The following is a 14,832-nucleotide window of genomic DNA, read 5'->3' on the forward strand; positions in this document are numbered from 1 at the left end:
TTTAGGCCCTGAGTCTTAGACTCAGGGCTTTTTTGTATTTAAAATTTATCAGCATGAACGACATTGTTGCTGATTTAGCAAAAATCTTCTGCATTTCTCTGCCTTTTTTATCAAAGTTCTCCCCTGCATACTCTGCCTCATACAAACGCACACCCTATAATGAGGTTAATAATGGCAATTCCTGCATTCGGTCTGGGCACTTTCCGCCTGAAAGACGACGTCGTCATCGCATCGGTTAAAACTGCGCTTGAGCTTGGCTATCGCACGGTAGACACTGCACAAATCTATGATAATGAAGCGGCCGTTGGCCAGGCCCTGGACGAAAGTGGTATTCCGCGTGATGAACTGTTTATCACCACCAAAATCTGGATCGAAAATCTCAGTAAGGACAAGCTGATCCCAAGCCTGAAAGAGAGTCTGGCGAAACTGCGCACTGATTATGTCGATCTGACGCTGATCCACTGGCCATCGCCAAACGATGCTGTACCTGTAGCAGAATTTATGCAGGCTTTACTGGCAGCGAAAGAAGCCGGTCTGACCCGCCAGATTGGGATTTCGAACTTCACTGTTGAGCTGATGCAGCAGGCCATTGACGCTGTTGGCGCTGAAAACATTGCGACTAACCAGATTGAGCTATCTCCCTACCTGCAAAACCGCACCGTTGTTGAGTGGGCTAAGCAGCATAACATCCACATCACGTCCTATATGACGCTGGCGTATGGTAAAGCACTGGCGGATGAAACGATTGGCCGCATTGCACAGAAACATCAGGCAACGCCTGCACAGGTAATTCTGGCGTGGGCGATGGCTCTGGATTACTCCGTCATTCCTTCGTCCACCAAACGTGCGAATCTGGAGAGTAACCTACGGGCGCTTAACCTGAACCTGGATGTAGAAGACATGGCGGCCATTGCTGCTCTGGAATGCAATGACCGCCTGGTGAGCCCGGAAGGTCTGGCACCGAAGTGGGATAACTGATCCTGATTACGGCCCTTCAGGGGGCCGTTTTACTGCGTCACTCAGAAAATCAATAAATGCACGAATACGCGTACTGACCGCCCGGTCGCTATAATACACGGCGCTAAAAGGCATATTGACCGGCAAAAGCTTATCCGCAAGCACCTCAACAAACTCTCCGTTCTCAATCTCTTTATCAATCATAAAATCTGACAGGCAGGCGATGCCGTTCCCCGTCAGGCACAGCTGTTTAAGCGTTTCACCGCTATTCGAAGATAAGCCCGGTTTGATCTCAAAAAGCTGCCCATCTTCCTGTGAAACCGGCCAGCGATTAAGAGAAGAAGGCTCGGTAAAGCCCAGGCAGACGTGATTCACCAGATCGGCGGCAGTCTCCGGCGTGCCGTGTTCCGCCAGATACTCAGGTGAAGCAATAATCTTGCGATAACTGCTAAAAAGCGGCCGGGCACGCAGGCTTGAGTCGGTTAAATTGCCAACGCGAATCGCCACATCGACTTTACGTTCGATCAAATTAATGAAGGTTTCTGAAGATACTAGCGAGAGCGTCATTTCCGGGTAGCGTTCGCGAAACGGTTTTATCAGTGGCATCAGTAAATGCAGCATTACCGGCGTTGCAGCATCAATACGCAATAATCCCCGCGGCGTCTGCTTACTTTCCATCACTTCATTTTCGGCCGCGGCCATTGCCTGCAGAATCTGCTGTACGTTACGGAAGTAGCGCTCACCTTCCTCCGTCAGGCTTAGCTGCCGCGTTGTCCGATTGAGGAGGCTCACCCCCAGCTTCATCTCCAGCTTTTTAACCGTCCGGCTTACCGCAGAGTTAGCCTGCCCCAGTTGTTCTGCTGCGCGACTGAAACTCCCGCTCTCTACTACGGCAACGAAAATCGCAAGTTCTTCCGACGTAGCCTTCATTGTTGCTCCACAAGCAAAATTCTATTGAGATTTTACATATTTTTGTCATTTAAGCATCACGCCATACTGCGTGTCATCAAAAGACACCTGTTATGGAGTAAATTATGCCTCTGGCGCTTCTCGCACTGACAATCAGTGCTTTCGCAATCGGCACCACCGAATTTGTTATTGTCGGCCTTGTACCGACCATCGCTGAACAGCTTGCAATCTCAGTTCCATCTGCAGGATTGCTGGTTTCTATCTATGCTCTTGGCGTAGCGATTGGCGCGCCTGTTTTGACCGCCTTAACCGGGAAGCTGCCGCGTAAACAGCTGCTTATCGGACTTATGGCGTTGTTTACCGTAGGTAACGTGATAGCCTGGCTGTCGCCTAATTATGAGACCCTGGTCGTGGCTCGCCTGCTTACCGGCCTGGCGCACGGCGTATTTTTCTCTATTGGATCAACGATTGCGACTAGCCTTGTGCCTAAAGAGAAAGCCGCTTCAGCCATTGCGATTATGTTTGGTGGCCTGACGGTAGCGCTAGTGACCGGCGTGCCATTGGGGACGTTCATCGGGCAGCATTTTGGCTGGCGTGAAACTTTCCTGGCAGTATCTGCTATTGGCGTTATCGCATTGGTCAGCAGCATGATTCTTATCCCGAAAGATATTCCTAACCGTGCGCTGGCTGGAATTAAGGAGCAGTTGCAGGTATTAACCCATCCGCGTTTGGTGCTGATCTATCTGGTTACCGCGCTGGGGTATGGTGGCGTGTTTACCGCCTTTACCTTCCTCGCGCCGATGATGCAGGATCTCGCCGGCTTTTCACCTTCCGCAGTGAGTTGGATCCTGTTGGGCTATGGCGTCTCTGTGGCTATCGGTAATATCTGGGGCGGTAAGCTGGCGGATCGCCACGGTGCTGTGCCGGCCCTGAAATTTATTTTTGCCGCACTGGCCGTGCTGCTTCTGGTCTTCCAGTTCACTGCACACTCTCACGTTGCTGCACTGCTTACCATTCTGGTGATGGGCGTCTTCGCCTTCGGTAATGTTCCGGGCCTGCAGGTCTATGTTGTACAGAAAGCCGAACAATACACGCCAAATGCGGTTGATGTTGCTTCCGGTCTTAACATTGCGGCGTTTAACGTGGGGATTGCTGTGGGCTCCATTATCGGTGGTCAAACGGTACAACATTTCGGCCTGGCACAAACGCCGTGGATTGGTGCTGTGATTGTTGTTCTGGCGCTGTTGCTGATCGGCTTAAGCGGCCGACTCGATAAGCAATCACGGGTTGCCATTAGTTAAGTTTTATCTTTCCGGAGCGCGCTCGTTTCCGCTCCGGAAAGGCAATGGTTTGTAATGGTCGTTGAAAGTCTGCGCTAAAATCCCTATAACTGAAAGATAGTCTGCGAATTGCAGGCAAGCTGAGTTATTGAGGTCGTTAGCCAAACGTGCACAAGAATACCTATGCCATGCGATATGTAGCTGGACAGCCAGCAGAGCGAATTCTGCCTCCTGGCTCGTTTGCGACTATCGGCCAGGCATTACCCCCCGGTGAACCTTTACCCGGTCAGGACGCAATACGCGTTCTGGTGTGGAATATCTTTAAGCAGCAGCGAGCCGACTGGCTTTCAGTGCTGCAAACCTTCGGTAAAGACGCGCACCTGATGTTGTTACAGGAAGCGCAAACGACGCCAGAGCTGGTCAGGTTTGCGACCACCAACTATCTGGCAGCCGACCAGGTTCCTGCCTTTGTTTTACCCCAGCATCCTTCTGGCGTGATGACGTTGTCTGCTGCTCATCCGGTTTATTGCTGTCCTCTGCGTGAACGCGAGCCGATCCTGCGTTTATCTAAGTCTGCATTGGTCACGGTCTATCCACTGCCAGACGGACGAATGTTGATGGTGATTAATATCCACGCCGTCAATTTTAGCCTCGGTGTTGATGTCTACAGCAAGCAGTTGGGACCTATAGGAGACCAGATCGGGCATCACAATGGGCCGGTTATCATGGCCGGTGATTTTAATGCCTGGAGCCGCCCGCGCATGAACGCGCTCTTCCGCTTTGCCCGCGAGATGACGCTACGAGAAGTCCGCTTTACTGACGATCATCGCCGCCGGGCGTTTGGTCGCCCCCTTGATTTCGTGTTCTATCGTGGTCTGAACGTCACAGAAGCTTCGGTGCTGGTGACCCGCGCATCAGACCATAATCCGCTACTAGTTGAATTCCGTCCCGGCAAGCCTGAGCTGAAATAAGGTTCGTCAGGTCTGCCGTTGGGCAGACCTGTGCGCTGCCCTTTTTCTCACTTAACCGCAAGGACATAATGATGACAACGCAATCCCATCACGACAAAGTTGGTCAGCAATTTGGATCTCAGGCCAGCGCCTATTTAACCAGTACGGTTCATGCTTCCGGGCGCGATCTGGAACGGCTCAGTGCGCGGTTGAACGACTTCCCTCATGCTACTCTCCTGGATATGGGATGTGGGGCAGGACATGCCAGCTTTATTGCCGCGGCTAAAGTGAAGTCGGTAGTCGCTTATGACCTGTCCGAGCAGATGCTGGCGGTAGTTGCTGAGGCGGCAACAACTCGTGGAATAGCAAACATTGCGACACGCCAGGGATATGCGGAATCACTGCCGTTTGACGACAGTACTTTTGACGTGGTGATCAGTCGCTACTCAGCCCATCACTGGCACGATGTCGGCCAGGCGCTGCGTGAAGTGAAGAGGGTGCTTAAGCCTGGTGGTATTGCCATCTTTATGGATGTGACCTCGCCTGGCCATCCGGTAAAGGATATCTGGCTGCAAACGGTCGAGGCGTTGCGTGATACCTCTCATGTGCGTAATTATTCCAGCGGAGAGTGGCTTAGCCTGTTCAATGATGCGGGGCTGGTAACGCACAGCGTGTTGTGTGACAGGTTGAATCTGGAATTCACCAGCTGGATCGCCAGAATGCGTACGCCGATAGTGTTATCGGACGCGATCCGTGCCTATCAAAAAAGTGCTTCAGATGAAGTGAAACAATACTTTGAATTACAGCGAGACGGCTCGTTCACCAGCGATATCATCATGCTGGAAGCGCGAAAGGCGTGACGTAAAAAGAAAAGGCACCGTAAGGTGCCTTTTTTTCATTCTGATTATCAGGTTTCCGGGGCGTTGTTGCCGCTGACAAACAGCGTCAGACGGTCACCTGGTCTCAGGTCATCGGTACCGCTGTTCCAGCGCATCACATCTTTGATGTTCACGCCGTGACGTTTAGCAATACTCGACAACGAGTCGCCTTTGCGCACCTGATAAGTGATGCTGCTGTTATCGGCCAGCTGCGTTGCGCCACCTTTCACGCTGAGCGTTTGCCCAACTTTAAGGTGCGAACCGCGCAGGTTATTCCAGCTCTGCAAATCCTTAGCATCCACACCGAGGCGTGAAGCAATGCTGGACAGGGTATCCCCTGAACGCACTTTATAAGATTTGTTGCCGCCAGCGTTGAGGCGGTTATCCGCCACTAGCGTTGGCTGTAAAGCATCGATCTCACCTGAAGCCAGAGAGGCCTTCAGCTGATCGGCATGCTTTTTCGGCACCATCACATAGCGCTGATTTTTTCCAACGGTGGTGCTTTTCACACCGGCATTGAAGGTCTTCAGGTTGGTTAGCGACATGCCTGCCATTTCGGCGACCTGCGTTAACTCAACCGGATTGCTCACTTCAACACGCGCCAGCGCGCGGCTTTCATCCGTTGTTGGCAGACGTACGCCGTACTTCTGACTGTTTTTGAGTATGTCACTCAGCGCCAGCATTTTCGGTACGTAGATCTTTGTTTCGCGTGGCAGAGCCAGCGACCAGAAATCGGTAGGTTTACCCCGCGATTTGTTCGCTTTAATGGCATTCAACACACGGCCTTCGCCGCTGTTATACGCCGCCACGGTCAACAACCAGTCGCCGTCAAACATCTTGTTCAAACGCTGCATCATATCCAGTGCTGCGGTGGTGGAAGCCACTACATCACGGCGTGCATCGTACGCTTTGGTCTGCTTCAGACCGTAATTGCGCCCCGTACTTGGGATAATCTGCCAAATGCCTGCGGCATTCGCGCTAGACGTCGCGTGGGGGTCAAAAGCGCTCTCCACTATGGGTAGTAGTACTAGTTCCATTGGCATGTTGCGTTTCTTAACTTGCCCGGCAATCCAGTACATATACGGCTCTGCCCGTAATGTTACATCGTGGAGATAGCTCTTATTACTCAGGTACTTCTGTTTCTGTTCGCGGATACGGACGTTTTCCGGTATCCCCATCTTTAGCTCGTTGCCGATGAAGTTCCACAGGTTTTGATCTTGCGCGAGGAAGGTTCCATCATCCATCCATCGCGCGGAGGTCGCTCGACCCGTGTACTTTCCTGCTTCACCTTGACCAGCTGCAGACAGACTCTGTGCGTGCTGTTGAATGTTGGCATCATGCTTTGACGCCTGGCACCCGACAAGCAAGACAGAGGCGAGTAGTATCGCTTTTGCCTTCATGTGTGTGTCAATGGTTGCTTAAAAGACGAGCGATGATACCGTCGCCTTTTCGACAACACAACCAGAATATTCAGAAGCTGTCCTTCTTTGTCCTTAACCAGGCAAATATCTCACGGGGTTGTTGCAAGTTTGTTTCTTTATGGATTTCTTCTTTTAAAACATAGTCTTCAGTGCGTAAAAAAATATTTATTTCACGTTCAGTTTGCAGAGAAGACGGCAAGGTTGAATGATTTTTTGCGCGTAACTCCTTAACTTTTCGATAGTATCCTCCTAAATGTTCATCATTGGGCAGAATACTTAAGGCGAACTTTATGTTTGATTCCGTGTACTCATGTGCGCAACAAATCAGTGTGTCGGCGGGGAGTTCGTTAAGCTTTTGAAATGAATTAAACATTTGTTCTGCCGTGCCTTCAAAGAGCCTTCCGCAGCCGCCTGAAAACATTGTGTCGCCGCAAAATAGATAAGGAAAACTAAAAATAGAGATATGTCCTAAAGTGTGACCAGGTGTTGCTATCACGCGAAATTCACGCCCAATCAGACTAAACTTATCCCCTTCACCCACGATCTGAGTGGCACCTTTTGGCCGGGTTTCCTCCGGGCCGTAGACCTCAATCTTTGGAAATTTGTCCTTTAATTGCTGAACGCCGCCCACGTGATCGGCATGATGATGGGTCAGCAGAATGGCGTCCGGCTGCCAGCCGTTTTCCTCTACTGCCTTCAAGACCGGCGCGGCGTCGCCTGGGTCAACGATCACACATTTTCCCTGCTCGTTATTAAGCACCCAGATGTAGTTATCCTGGAAGGCGCGAATACTGTTAAGATTCATAGTTCAACCTCTCTATGGCGATTAAGAAGGTAGTGATGAAACCGGCAAGGATACCTGAGATTATCACTTCCCCCCATCATTGGGCGCAGCTGCGATGGGGAGAGCACTATCGGGATGCGCTCGAAGAGCAGCTCCGCCCGTGGCTGGCGAAAATGTTCGGTTTTCATTTATTGAAAATCGGCAACCTGAGTGCGGAAGTGAACACCGAAGCCTGCGCGATTTCGCATCAGGTTAACGTGGCACTGCAGGGCGAGCATCTACAGGTTAACGCCGATCCTCTTCACTTGCCGTTCGCGGCGAAGTCGGTGGATGCCTGCCTGTTGGCCCACACGTTGCCCTGGTGCCCGGATCCCCACCGCCTGCTGCGGGAAGTGGATCGTGTCCTGATCGACGACGGCTGGATCGTGCTCAGTAGTTTCAATCCCATTAGCTTGCTGGGACTGGGCAAAATGGTCCCGTTCCTGCGTAAGCGTGCGCCTTATAATAGCCGAATGTTTACCCCAATGAGGCAACAAGACTGGCTGTCATTACTGAATTTTGAGGTGATGTACCGGCGTAGTTTTCAGGTATTGCCGTGGCATAAGCAGGGTGGGCGTTTACTGAGTACCCACCTGCCTGCGCTAGGCTGTATGCATGTTATCGTGGCGCGTAAACGCACGCTTCCCCTGACGCTGAACCCAATGAAAAGCCGCAAAGCGAACAATCAGATTCGTTCGGCGGTAGGAGCAACGCGGCAGTACCGCGAAGCCGTTGTTAAGGTGCCGCCGCGTCCGGCTGATAACCCACATCCTCATGAGTAGGACGGGATGCGGCGTTGCGCGCCAGTTCGTCACAGCGTTCGTTTTCCGGGTGGCCTGCGTGACCCTTAACCCACTCCCACTTAATTTCGTGATGGCTCAGGGCGGCATCAAGACGCTTCCATAAATCTACGTTCTTCACCGGCTTCTTGTCAGCCGTCTTCCAGCCACGTTTTTTCCAGTTGTGGATCCACTGGGTTATGCCCTGGCGAACGTACTGACTGTCGGTGCTGAGTACCACATCGCAGGGTTCGATCAGCGCCTCAAGCGCGACGATAGCGGCCATCATCTCCATGCGGTTATTGGTGGTGAGGCGAAACCCTTCGCTGAAGATTTTTTCGTGCTGCTTGTACCGTAAAATCGCACCGAAACCGCCCGGCCCTGGATTCCCCAGGCAGGAGCCATCGGTGAAAACTTCTACCTGTTTGCGCATCTCTGGTAGACTTCCTGTGATGAAAAGGTCAAGTCTGACACAAACGAGCGCGATGAGCACAGCTATATGATTTCTACCACCACCAGACAAATAGTCCTCGATACCGAAACCACCGGTATGAACCAGATCGGTGCTCATTACGAAGGGCATCGCATTATCGAGATCGGTGCGGTTGAAGTGATCAACCGCCGCCTGACGGGTAATAACTTCCACGTCTACCTCAAGCCCGATCGGCTGGTGGACCCGGAAGCCTTTGGCGTCCACGGTATTGCGGATGAATTCCTGGCAGATAAGCCGACGTTCGATCAGGTTGCAGACTCGTTCCTCGACTATATTCGCGGCGCTGAACTGGTCATTCATAACGCCTCGTTCGATATCGGCTTTATGGACTACGAGTTCAGCAAGCTGCGCCGAGACATTCCCAAAACGGACACCTTCTGTAAGGTAACCGACAGCCTGGCAATGGCCCGTAAGATGTTCCCGGGCAAGCGAAACAGCCTCGATGCACTCTGCTCTCGCTATGAAATAGACAACAGCAAACGTACGCTGCACGGCGCATTACTTGATGCCCAAATCCTGGCCGACGTTTATCTGATGATGACTGGCGGGCAAACGTCACTCAAATTTTCAATGGAGGGTGACGTCCAGCAGCAGCAGGGCAGCGGTGGCATTCAGCGCGTGGTGCGTCGTGCATCAGGCATGCGGGTAATTCACGCCAGTGATGAAGAGCTGGTGGCCCATGAATCCCGTCTTGATTTGGTGCAGAAGAAAGGCGGTAGCTGCCTCTGGCGCAGCTAATAAAAGCCAAAATGAGTTAAAAATCGCCACTCAGGTGATTTTTGCGGCAAACGGTTAATTTTATGATAAAAATCGTTGACGGTTATCGGGGCAATCCGTAATATCCGCTTCGTTCCCGACGGGGAACAAAACGCGGAGCGGTAGTTCAGTCGGTTAGAATACCTGCCTGTCACGCAGGGGGTCGCGGGTTCGAGTCCCGTCCGTTCCGCCACAATTCAGAAGGCCTGAGTCAGCAATGACTCAGGCCTTCGTTGTTTTTGCCTTTCGTAAAAAATCACCGCCACCCCCGCGCGGTACTCGCGCGAGGACGGGTTGGTGCTATCTCTAGTGCCTGCTGGCCAGCGCCACGCCGATCAAAATAGTCGCAATCCCGATGATATGGAAAAGATGCAGCGTTTCGCCGAGAAACACCAGCGACAGTACCACGCCGAAGACTGGAATCAGGTGAATGCTAAGCCCGGCGCGTGCGGCACCGACGGCTTCCACGCAGCGTCCGTACAGCAGGTAGGAAACGAAAGAGGGGAATGCGCCGAGGAAAATAACCGCTGAAATCGTCATCGTGTTCCAGTGCGGAACCGCGCCGGTGCTCAGCTCATGCAGCCACAGCGGCAGCGTCACCACCAGCGCGATAGCTACCTGAATGCCCAGCAGCCCCATGCGGCTAATATCGGAAGGGATTTTTCGGATCCACAGCGTATACAGAGCAAAACAGGCCATGGCCGCCAGCAGCATCAGGTCGCCCGATGAAAACGCCATTTGCAGCAGCCCGTGAATATCGCCCTTAAAGATAATAAACAGCACGCCGCAGCAGGAAATCGCCAGGCCTACCACCTGCTTGACGCTTAACTTATGCCCAAAGAACAGCGCGCCAAACAGCATAATCAAAACCGGTATACAGGAGTTAAGCAACAATGCGTTGGTGCTCGAAGTATGGTGCAGGCCGATATACACCAGCAGGCTAAAGCAGACGATACCGGTGACCGATACGGCGACAATCCAGCCCAGATATTCCCGGTAACGGCGAAAGTCTCTTTTTATATAAGGGAACGCAAACGGCAGGATCACAATGAGCGCCACCAGCCAGCGCATAAAGGTGAGACCCACCGGGGGAATATCGTTGCGAACGGCTTTACCGACGATGTAATTGCACGCCCATAGCAGCGGCGGAATGGTGAACAGGAGCAAAACATACCAGGCCGATGGCTTATGGGGGGCAGCCTCAGTGGCCGACTTCTTACTGCTGAGCAAGGGACTCTCCTTTGACACGGGATTTTGCTGGAAAGGGCGAAGGGAGAATATATTACTCGCTGTCGGGCTAGCCGTCGTCGTGGAGAAGAAAAAGAGTATGTCTGGACATTAAAAAGCCTGAACCCGCGAGGGCTCAGGCCTCAATGTTTACTCTTTAGAGGTGGCAACGCGGCCAGCAAAACCGGCATTGACGCTGATTTTTTCGCTACGAGCCAGCCAGCGGTAGCAGCTCAGGCCGAGGAAGACGCCGATAAACCAGCTGAAGTTGGCGACTTCATGCAGCGAAGGAATAAAGCTGATGGTCAGGCAAACGGCAACCGAAGGCACCAAGGCGATAATCGCTTTCGGGTTAAAGCCGTTGCTGTACCAGTAGCGGCCTTTCGGCGTGTCGTTAAACAGATCGTCGACGTGAATTTTGCCGCCTTTCACCAGGTAGAAGTCCGCCAGCAGGATGCCGAACAGCGGCCCAATGAACGAGCCCAGCACATCCAGCGTGTAGTGGATAAGCTCCGGGGACTGGAACAGGTTCCACGGCGTCAGCAGGACGGAGCCCACCGCGGCGATCATCCCACCCGCACGGAAGCTAATCTTCTGCGGTGAGCAGTTAGAGAAGTCGAACGCCGGGGAGACAAAGTTCGCCACGATATTGATCCCGATAGTGGCGGTAATCATCGTCAGCAGGCCAATCGCCATCGCGAGGCTGTTACCGATATGGCTCACGGTTTCGATCGGGTCAGTGATCATCTTGCCGAACAGAGACTGAGTACCGGACACAATCACCACGGTGACAATAGAGAACAGCAGGAAGTTAAACGGCAGGCCCCAGCGGTTGCCGCGGCGGATCTCATTCATGCTTTTACCGTAGCGAGAGAAGTCGCCGAAGTTCAGCAGCGGGCCGGAGAAGTACGACACAACCAGCGCGGTGGCGGTGATCATCTGCCACACCTGCTCGCCGGAGCTAAGCTGTTTGCTGGCTAAGGTAAAGGAGATGCCATCGAAACCGGTCTGATACAGGATCCAGCCTGCCAGCGCCATCATCACGATGTATACGGCAGGGCCAGCAATATCAATGAAGCGCTTAATCGCATTCATCCCGTGCCAGAACACCATCGCCTGCAGCACCCACATAATACCGAAGCAGATCCAGCCGAGCTGAGACAGGCCAAGGAAGCTGACGCCTGTCATTGGCGCCAGCGTTGGCCAGAACTTCAACAGCACCAGCATTAAGGCGTTAGCGGCCAGGTAAGTTTGTATCCCGTACCAGGCGAAGGCGATAAGCCCGCGGATCACCGCCGGAATATTCGCGCCGAAGACGCCGAAAGCCTGGCGGCAAATCACCGCGTAAGGCACGCCCGCCATCTGGCTGGGTTTGGCGACAAGGTTGGCACAAAATTGCACGATGCAAATCCCTGCCAGCAGGCAAATCAGTACCTGCCAGCTGGCAAGCCCGAGCGTAAAGAAGCTGGCTGCCACTACATAGCCGCCCATGCTGTGTACATCAGACATCCAAAACGAAAAAATATTATACCAGGACCAAGTCTGGTGGCGGGTCGGGGCCAGGTCATCGTTGCACAGGCGCGGGCTGTAGCCGGCGTGGGCACTCTCTTTCATGGCTGTGGCGTTGTTCTCTATACCTGGCATGGGATCTGCTCCTATAAAAACAGAAGATGGATTACGTCTGCCATAGGTATTGCAGGAACCAGGCCAGGTTTGCATTTCTTGTATTCAATTATCAATGATATTGTATACAAATAAAGAACGCCTGGTGCTAACAGGAGAGGTGAATGAAACGTGATTTCGGGGTTACGGCCCCAGCAGAACTGCATGATAAAGAAGCCGTTATCTGGCAATCGCTGATGACGGCGATGGTCGAACACCAACTGCCGCCGGGCAGCAAACTGCCGGAAGAAGCACTGGCGGAAGTTTTTGGTATTAGCCGAACCGGGATCCGTAAAGTCTTAACGCGCCTCGCAACGGTGCAAATGATCACCATGCTGCCCGGGCGTGGTGCATTTGTGGCGATGCCGGACGTCGAAGAATCAAAAGCGATCTTCCAGACGCGCTCCGTTCTCGAATGTGCCAACCTGCCTCATGTGCTCGAGCATCTCCAGGCGCCACACCTTGCCGCGCTGCGTAAAATCATCCAGCAGGAAGAAAAAGCGCACCGCGACGGAGACGGGCCAGCGGCAATTCGTTTCTCGGCGGCGTTTCATATTCAACTGCAGGCCATCTCCGGCAACGCCGTGCTGACGGAAATGGTCACCAGTTTGACGCACCGCTCCTCGCTGGTTATCGCCGCATGGGGCGCGCCGTGGCAGCGTGGCTGCCGCTGTGACGATCATGAACAACTTATCGATCTGCTGCGCAAAAAAGAGATTGAGCCGTTGACCCTGGCGATGCAGCACCACTTCGAGCACATTGTTTCCAGCCTGCATTTTGAGCGCAGCGGTGAAACCACCCCAGACTTCGCCCGCCTCTTTGGCACCCGACAGGAATAACCAATGTCCCAGCCTATTATTCAAGTGATCAACCCCAACACCAGCCTGGCGATGACGCACACTATTGCTGAAGCCGCCCGCAGTGTTGCCGCACCCGGCACGCAGATTCTCGCCAGCTGCCCGGAGCAGGGCGTGGAGTCAATAGAAGGGCACTTTGATGAAGCCATTGCGGCCATCGGCGTGCTGGAACAAATTCAGCAGGGCAAGGTGCAGGGGGCGAACGGGCACGTCATCGCCTGTTTTGGCGACCCAGGGTTGCTGGCGGCGCGCGAAATAGCCAGCGGGCCGGTGATTGGCATTGCCGAAGCGGCCATGCATATGGCCACGATGGTGGCGACCCGCTTCTCGATTGTTACCACGCTGCCGCGCACGGTGATCATTGCCCGTCACTTAGTGCATCAATACGGTTTTGAACATCATTGCGCCGCGCTGCACGCTATCGATCTCCCTGTTCTGGCGCTGGAAGATGGTACAGGCCTGGCCCAGCGGCTGGTGCGTGAACGCTGCATTCAGGCCAAAAAAGAAGATAACAGCGGGGCGATAGTGCTGGGCTGCGGCGGAATGGCAAACCTGGCGAAAGAGCTGACTGAAGAGATCGGCATCCCGGTTATCGACGGCGTGACCGCGGCGGTGAAGCTGGTGGAGTCGCTGGTTGCACTGGGTATCGGCACCAGCAAATTTGGCGATCTCGCTTATCCGAATAAAAAGCCGCTTTCCGGCTCTTTTGCACGTCTGGGTTAAGGTTGAAGAGGCCAACTATGACAGAAGAACAAAAGCGTAATCGCTACCCTTTTACCGAAAACTACCCGCGCGATCTCGCCGGTTATGCCGGCAATCCTCCCCATGCAAAGTGGCCGAACGGGGCGCGTATTGCTGTTCAGTTTGTCCTGAACTTTGAAGAAGGGGCGGAAAACAACGTGCTGCACGGCGATAGCGGCTCAGAACAGTTTCTCTCCGATATCATCGGCGCGGCCAGTTTTCCCGATCGTCATATGTCGATGGACTCCCTGTACGAATACGGCTCCCGGGCAGGGTTCTGGCGTATCCACAATGAGTTTCAAAAACGAGGTCTGACTTTGACGGTGTTTGGCGTGGCGATGGCGCTGGCCCGTAACCCGGAAATTGTCTCCGCGATCAAAGCCGCAGATTACGACGTGGTCAGCCACGGCTGGCGTTGGATCCATTATCAGAATATGGACGTTGCCACCGAGCGTCTGCACCTGCATCAGGCGATGGAAATCCTGGAAGATCTGTTTGGCTCCCGCCCGCTGGGCTGGTACACCGGGCGAGATAGCCCCAATACCCGCAGGCTGGTGGTTGAGCAAGGCGGCATTCTATATGACAGCGATTACTACGGCGACGATTTGCCTTTCTGGAGCAAAGTTACCTGCGAAGACGGCAGCGTCAAACCCCATCTTATTGTGCCGTACACGCTGGACACCAATGACATGCGCTTCGCCACCGCTCAGGGATTCAATACCGCCGAGCAGTTCTACACCTACCTGAAAGACAGCTTCGACGTGCTGTATGAAGAAGGCGAAACGGCGCCGAAGATGATGTCCATCGGCATGCATTGCCGTTTGCTAGGTCGACCGGGCCGTTTCCGGGCTTTGCAGCGTTTTCTGGATTACGTGCAGCAACATGAAGGCGTGTGGATTTGCAGAAGGCAGGATATTGCCGAGCATTGGGTGAAGATGCATCCATTTGTTGAGTAATGCTGTCTCTTAGCCATAAATACTTTCTATACAGGTTTAGGCTAAGGTTCCGTTCACTTCAAATGCTTATTCTTATGTATCCCCCGAACTTGTGAACGTGTCAGGTGGCATTACGCCATGCCCCCTGACCACCCCCGGCGCCC

The 14,832-nt window shown here is 53.4% G+C and carries 14 protein-coding genes, 1 tRNA gene and 1 pseudogene; 10 read left to right on the forward strand and 6 right to left on the reverse strand.

Annotation, left to right across the window (positions count from 1 at the left end):
* Positions 1–171: 171 nt before the first annotated feature.
* Entirely contained in the window at positions 172–978 is an 807-nt protein-coding gene (gene dkgB / locus CNE01S_RS22880) for a 2,5-didehydrogluconate reductase DkgB (protein ID WP_061278879.1), read from the forward strand.
* Between the two features lie 6 nt (positions 979–984).
* Here the strand turns inward: dkgB and yafC are convergent, their stop codons facing one another.
* Positions 985–1,887: a DNA-binding transcriptional regulator YafC gene (gene yafC, locus CNE01S_RS22885; RefSeq protein WP_061278881.1), complete on the reverse strand. Its 903-nt coding sequence runs from the start codon at positions 1,885–1,887 to the stop codon at positions 985–987.
* A 104-nt stretch (positions 1,888–1,991) separates the two neighbouring features.
* Here yafC and CNE01S_RS22890 point away from each other — a divergent pair, with 104 nt between their 5' ends.
* The 3 genes from CNE01S_RS22890 (at position 1,992) to CNE01S_RS22900 (ending at position 4,956) form a co-directional block, all read left to right on the forward strand.
* The gene (locus CNE01S_RS22890; RefSeq protein WP_061278883.1) at positions 1,992–3,167 is read left to right on the forward strand and encodes an MFS transporter; all 1,176 of its coding nucleotides are present in this window, start codon (positions 1,992–1,994) and stop codon (positions 3,165–3,167) included.
* A 146-nt stretch (positions 3,168–3,313) separates the two neighbouring features.
* Positions 3,314–4,117, forward strand: a complete 804-nt coding sequence (locus CNE01S_RS22895; RefSeq protein WP_061278885.1) for an endonuclease/exonuclease/phosphatase family protein — start codon at positions 3,314–3,316, stop codon at positions 4,115–4,117.
* A 71-nt stretch (positions 4,118–4,188) separates the two neighbouring features.
* Positions 4,189–4,956 (forward strand): class I SAM-dependent methyltransferase, encoded by a 768-nt coding sequence (locus CNE01S_RS22900; protein ID WP_061278887.1) that lies wholly within the window; start codon positions 4,189–4,191, stop codon positions 4,954–4,956.
* A gap of 47 nt (positions 4,957–5,003) precedes the next feature.
* Here the strand turns inward: CNE01S_RS22900 and mltD are convergent, their stop codons facing one another.
* Positions 5,004–6,374 (reverse strand): murein transglycosylase D, encoded by a 1,371-nt coding sequence (gene mltD, locus CNE01S_RS22905; protein WP_061278889.1) that lies wholly within the window; start codon positions 6,372–6,374, stop codon positions 5,004–5,006.
* Between the two features lie 70 nt (positions 6,375–6,444).
* Positions 6,445–7,200, reverse strand: a complete 756-nt coding sequence (gloB, locus tag CNE01S_RS22910; protein WP_061278892.1) for a hydroxyacylglutathione hydrolase — start codon at positions 7,198–7,200, stop codon at positions 6,445–6,447.
* Positions 7,201–7,235: 35 nt separating this feature from the next.
* On the opposite strand from gloB, the gene CNE01S_RS22915 reads away from it, so the two are divergent.
* A complete protein-coding gene (locus CNE01S_RS22915) occupies positions 7,236–8,000 on the forward strand; it encodes a class I SAM-dependent methyltransferase (RefSeq protein WP_061278894.1) in 765 nt (254 codons plus the stop codon).
* Here the strand turns inward: CNE01S_RS22915 and rnhA are convergent.
* Positions 7,954–8,543, reverse strand: a pseudogene (rnhA, locus tag CNE01S_RS22920) (ribonuclease HI). The gene CNE01S_RS22915 and the pseudogene rnhA overlap by 47 nt on opposite strands.
* Between rnhA and dnaQ the strand changes: the two are divergent.
* On the forward strand, positions 8,497–9,228 hold the full coding sequence (gene dnaQ / locus CNE01S_RS22925) for a DNA polymerase III subunit epsilon (protein ID WP_045781431.1): 732 nt from the start codon (positions 8,497–8,499) through the stop codon (positions 9,226–9,228). The pseudogene rnhA and the gene dnaQ overlap by 47 nt on opposite strands.
* Positions 9,229–9,362: 134 nt before the next feature.
* Positions 9,363–9,439, forward strand: a tRNA-Asp gene (locus CNE01S_RS22930).
* A gap of 113 nt (positions 9,440–9,552) precedes the next feature.
* Here the strand turns inward: CNE01S_RS22930 and CNE01S_RS22935 are convergent.
* Entirely contained in the window at positions 9,553–10,476 is a 924-nt protein-coding gene (locus tag CNE01S_RS22935) for a DMT family transporter (RefSeq protein ID WP_061278898.1), read from the reverse strand.
* A gap of 147 nt (positions 10,477–10,623) precedes the next feature.
* Positions 10,624–12,117: an NCS1 family nucleobase:cation symporter-1 gene (locus tag CNE01S_RS22940; protein WP_061278900.1), complete on the reverse strand. Its 1,494-nt coding sequence runs from the start codon at positions 12,115–12,117 to the stop codon at positions 10,624–10,626.
* Positions 12,118–12,260: 143 nt separating this feature from the next.
* Between CNE01S_RS22940 and CNE01S_RS22945 the strand changes: the two genes are divergently transcribed.
* The 3 genes from CNE01S_RS22945 to puuE are packed head-to-tail and all read left to right on the forward strand — an operon-like array spanning position 12,261 to position 14,689.
* On the forward strand, positions 12,261–12,974 hold the full coding sequence (locus tag CNE01S_RS22945; protein ID WP_061278902.1) for a GntR family transcriptional regulator: 714 nt from the start codon (positions 12,261–12,263) through the stop codon (positions 12,972–12,974).
* 3 nt (positions 12,975–12,977) lie between these two features.
* Entirely contained in the window at positions 12,978–13,715 is a 738-nt protein-coding gene (gene hpxA, locus CNE01S_RS22950; RefSeq protein WP_061278904.1) for an allantoin racemase, read from the forward strand.
* Positions 13,716–13,732: 17 nt separating this feature from the next.
* Complete coding sequence (gene puuE, locus CNE01S_RS22955) at positions 13,733–14,689, forward strand: allantoinase PuuE (protein WP_061278905.1); 957 nt, start codon at positions 13,733–13,735, stop codon at positions 14,687–14,689.
* Positions 14,690–14,832 lie beyond the last annotated feature (143 nt).

The organism is Cedecea neteri NBRC 105707 = ATCC 33855 (assembly GCF_001571265.1).
Classification (GTDB): Bacteria; Pseudomonadota; Gammaproteobacteria; order Enterobacterales; family Enterobacteriaceae; genus Cedecea; species Cedecea neteri.

Coding starts and splice junctions, on each gene's coding strand:
- gloB (WP_061278892.1), bottom strand. CDS start 7,200: ATGAATCTTAACAGTATTCGCGCCTTCCAGGATAACTACATCTGGGTG.
- hpxA (WP_061278904.1), top strand. CDS start 12,978: ATGTCCCAGCCTATTATTCAAGTGATCAACCCCAACACCAGCCTGGCG.
- CNE01S_RS22890 (WP_061278883.1), top strand. CDS start 1,992: ATGCCTCTGGCGCTTCTCGCACTGACAATCAGTGCTTTCGCAATCGGC.
- mltD (WP_061278889.1), bottom strand. CDS start 6,374: ATGAAGGCAAAAGCGATACTACTCGCCTCTGTCTTGCTTGTCGGGTGC.
- dnaQ (WP_045781431.1), top strand. CDS start 8,497: ATGATTTCTACCACCACCAGACAAATAGTCCTCGATACCGAAACCACC.
- CNE01S_RS22900 (WP_061278887.1), top strand. CDS start 4,189: ATGACAACGCAATCCCATCACGACAAAGTTGGTCAGCAATTTGGATCT.
- CNE01S_RS22945 (WP_061278902.1), top strand. CDS start 12,261: ATGAAACGTGATTTCGGGGTTACGGCCCCAGCAGAACTGCATGATAAA.
- CNE01S_RS22940 (WP_061278900.1), bottom strand. CDS start 12,117: ATGCCAGGTATAGAGAACAACGCCACAGCCATGAAAGAGAGTGCCCAC.
- dkgB (WP_061278879.1), top strand. CDS start 172: ATGGCAATTCCTGCATTCGGTCTGGGCACTTTCCGCCTGAAAGACGAC.
- CNE01S_RS22915 (WP_061278894.1), top strand. CDS start 7,236: ATGAAACCGGCAAGGATACCTGAGATTATCACTTCCCCCCATCATTGG.
- puuE (WP_061278905.1), top strand. CDS start 13,733: ATGACAGAAGAACAAAAGCGTAATCGCTACCCTTTTACCGAAAACTAC.
- yafC (WP_061278881.1), bottom strand. CDS start 1,887: ATGAAGGCTACGTCGGAAGAACTTGCGATTTTCGTTGCCGTAGTAGAG.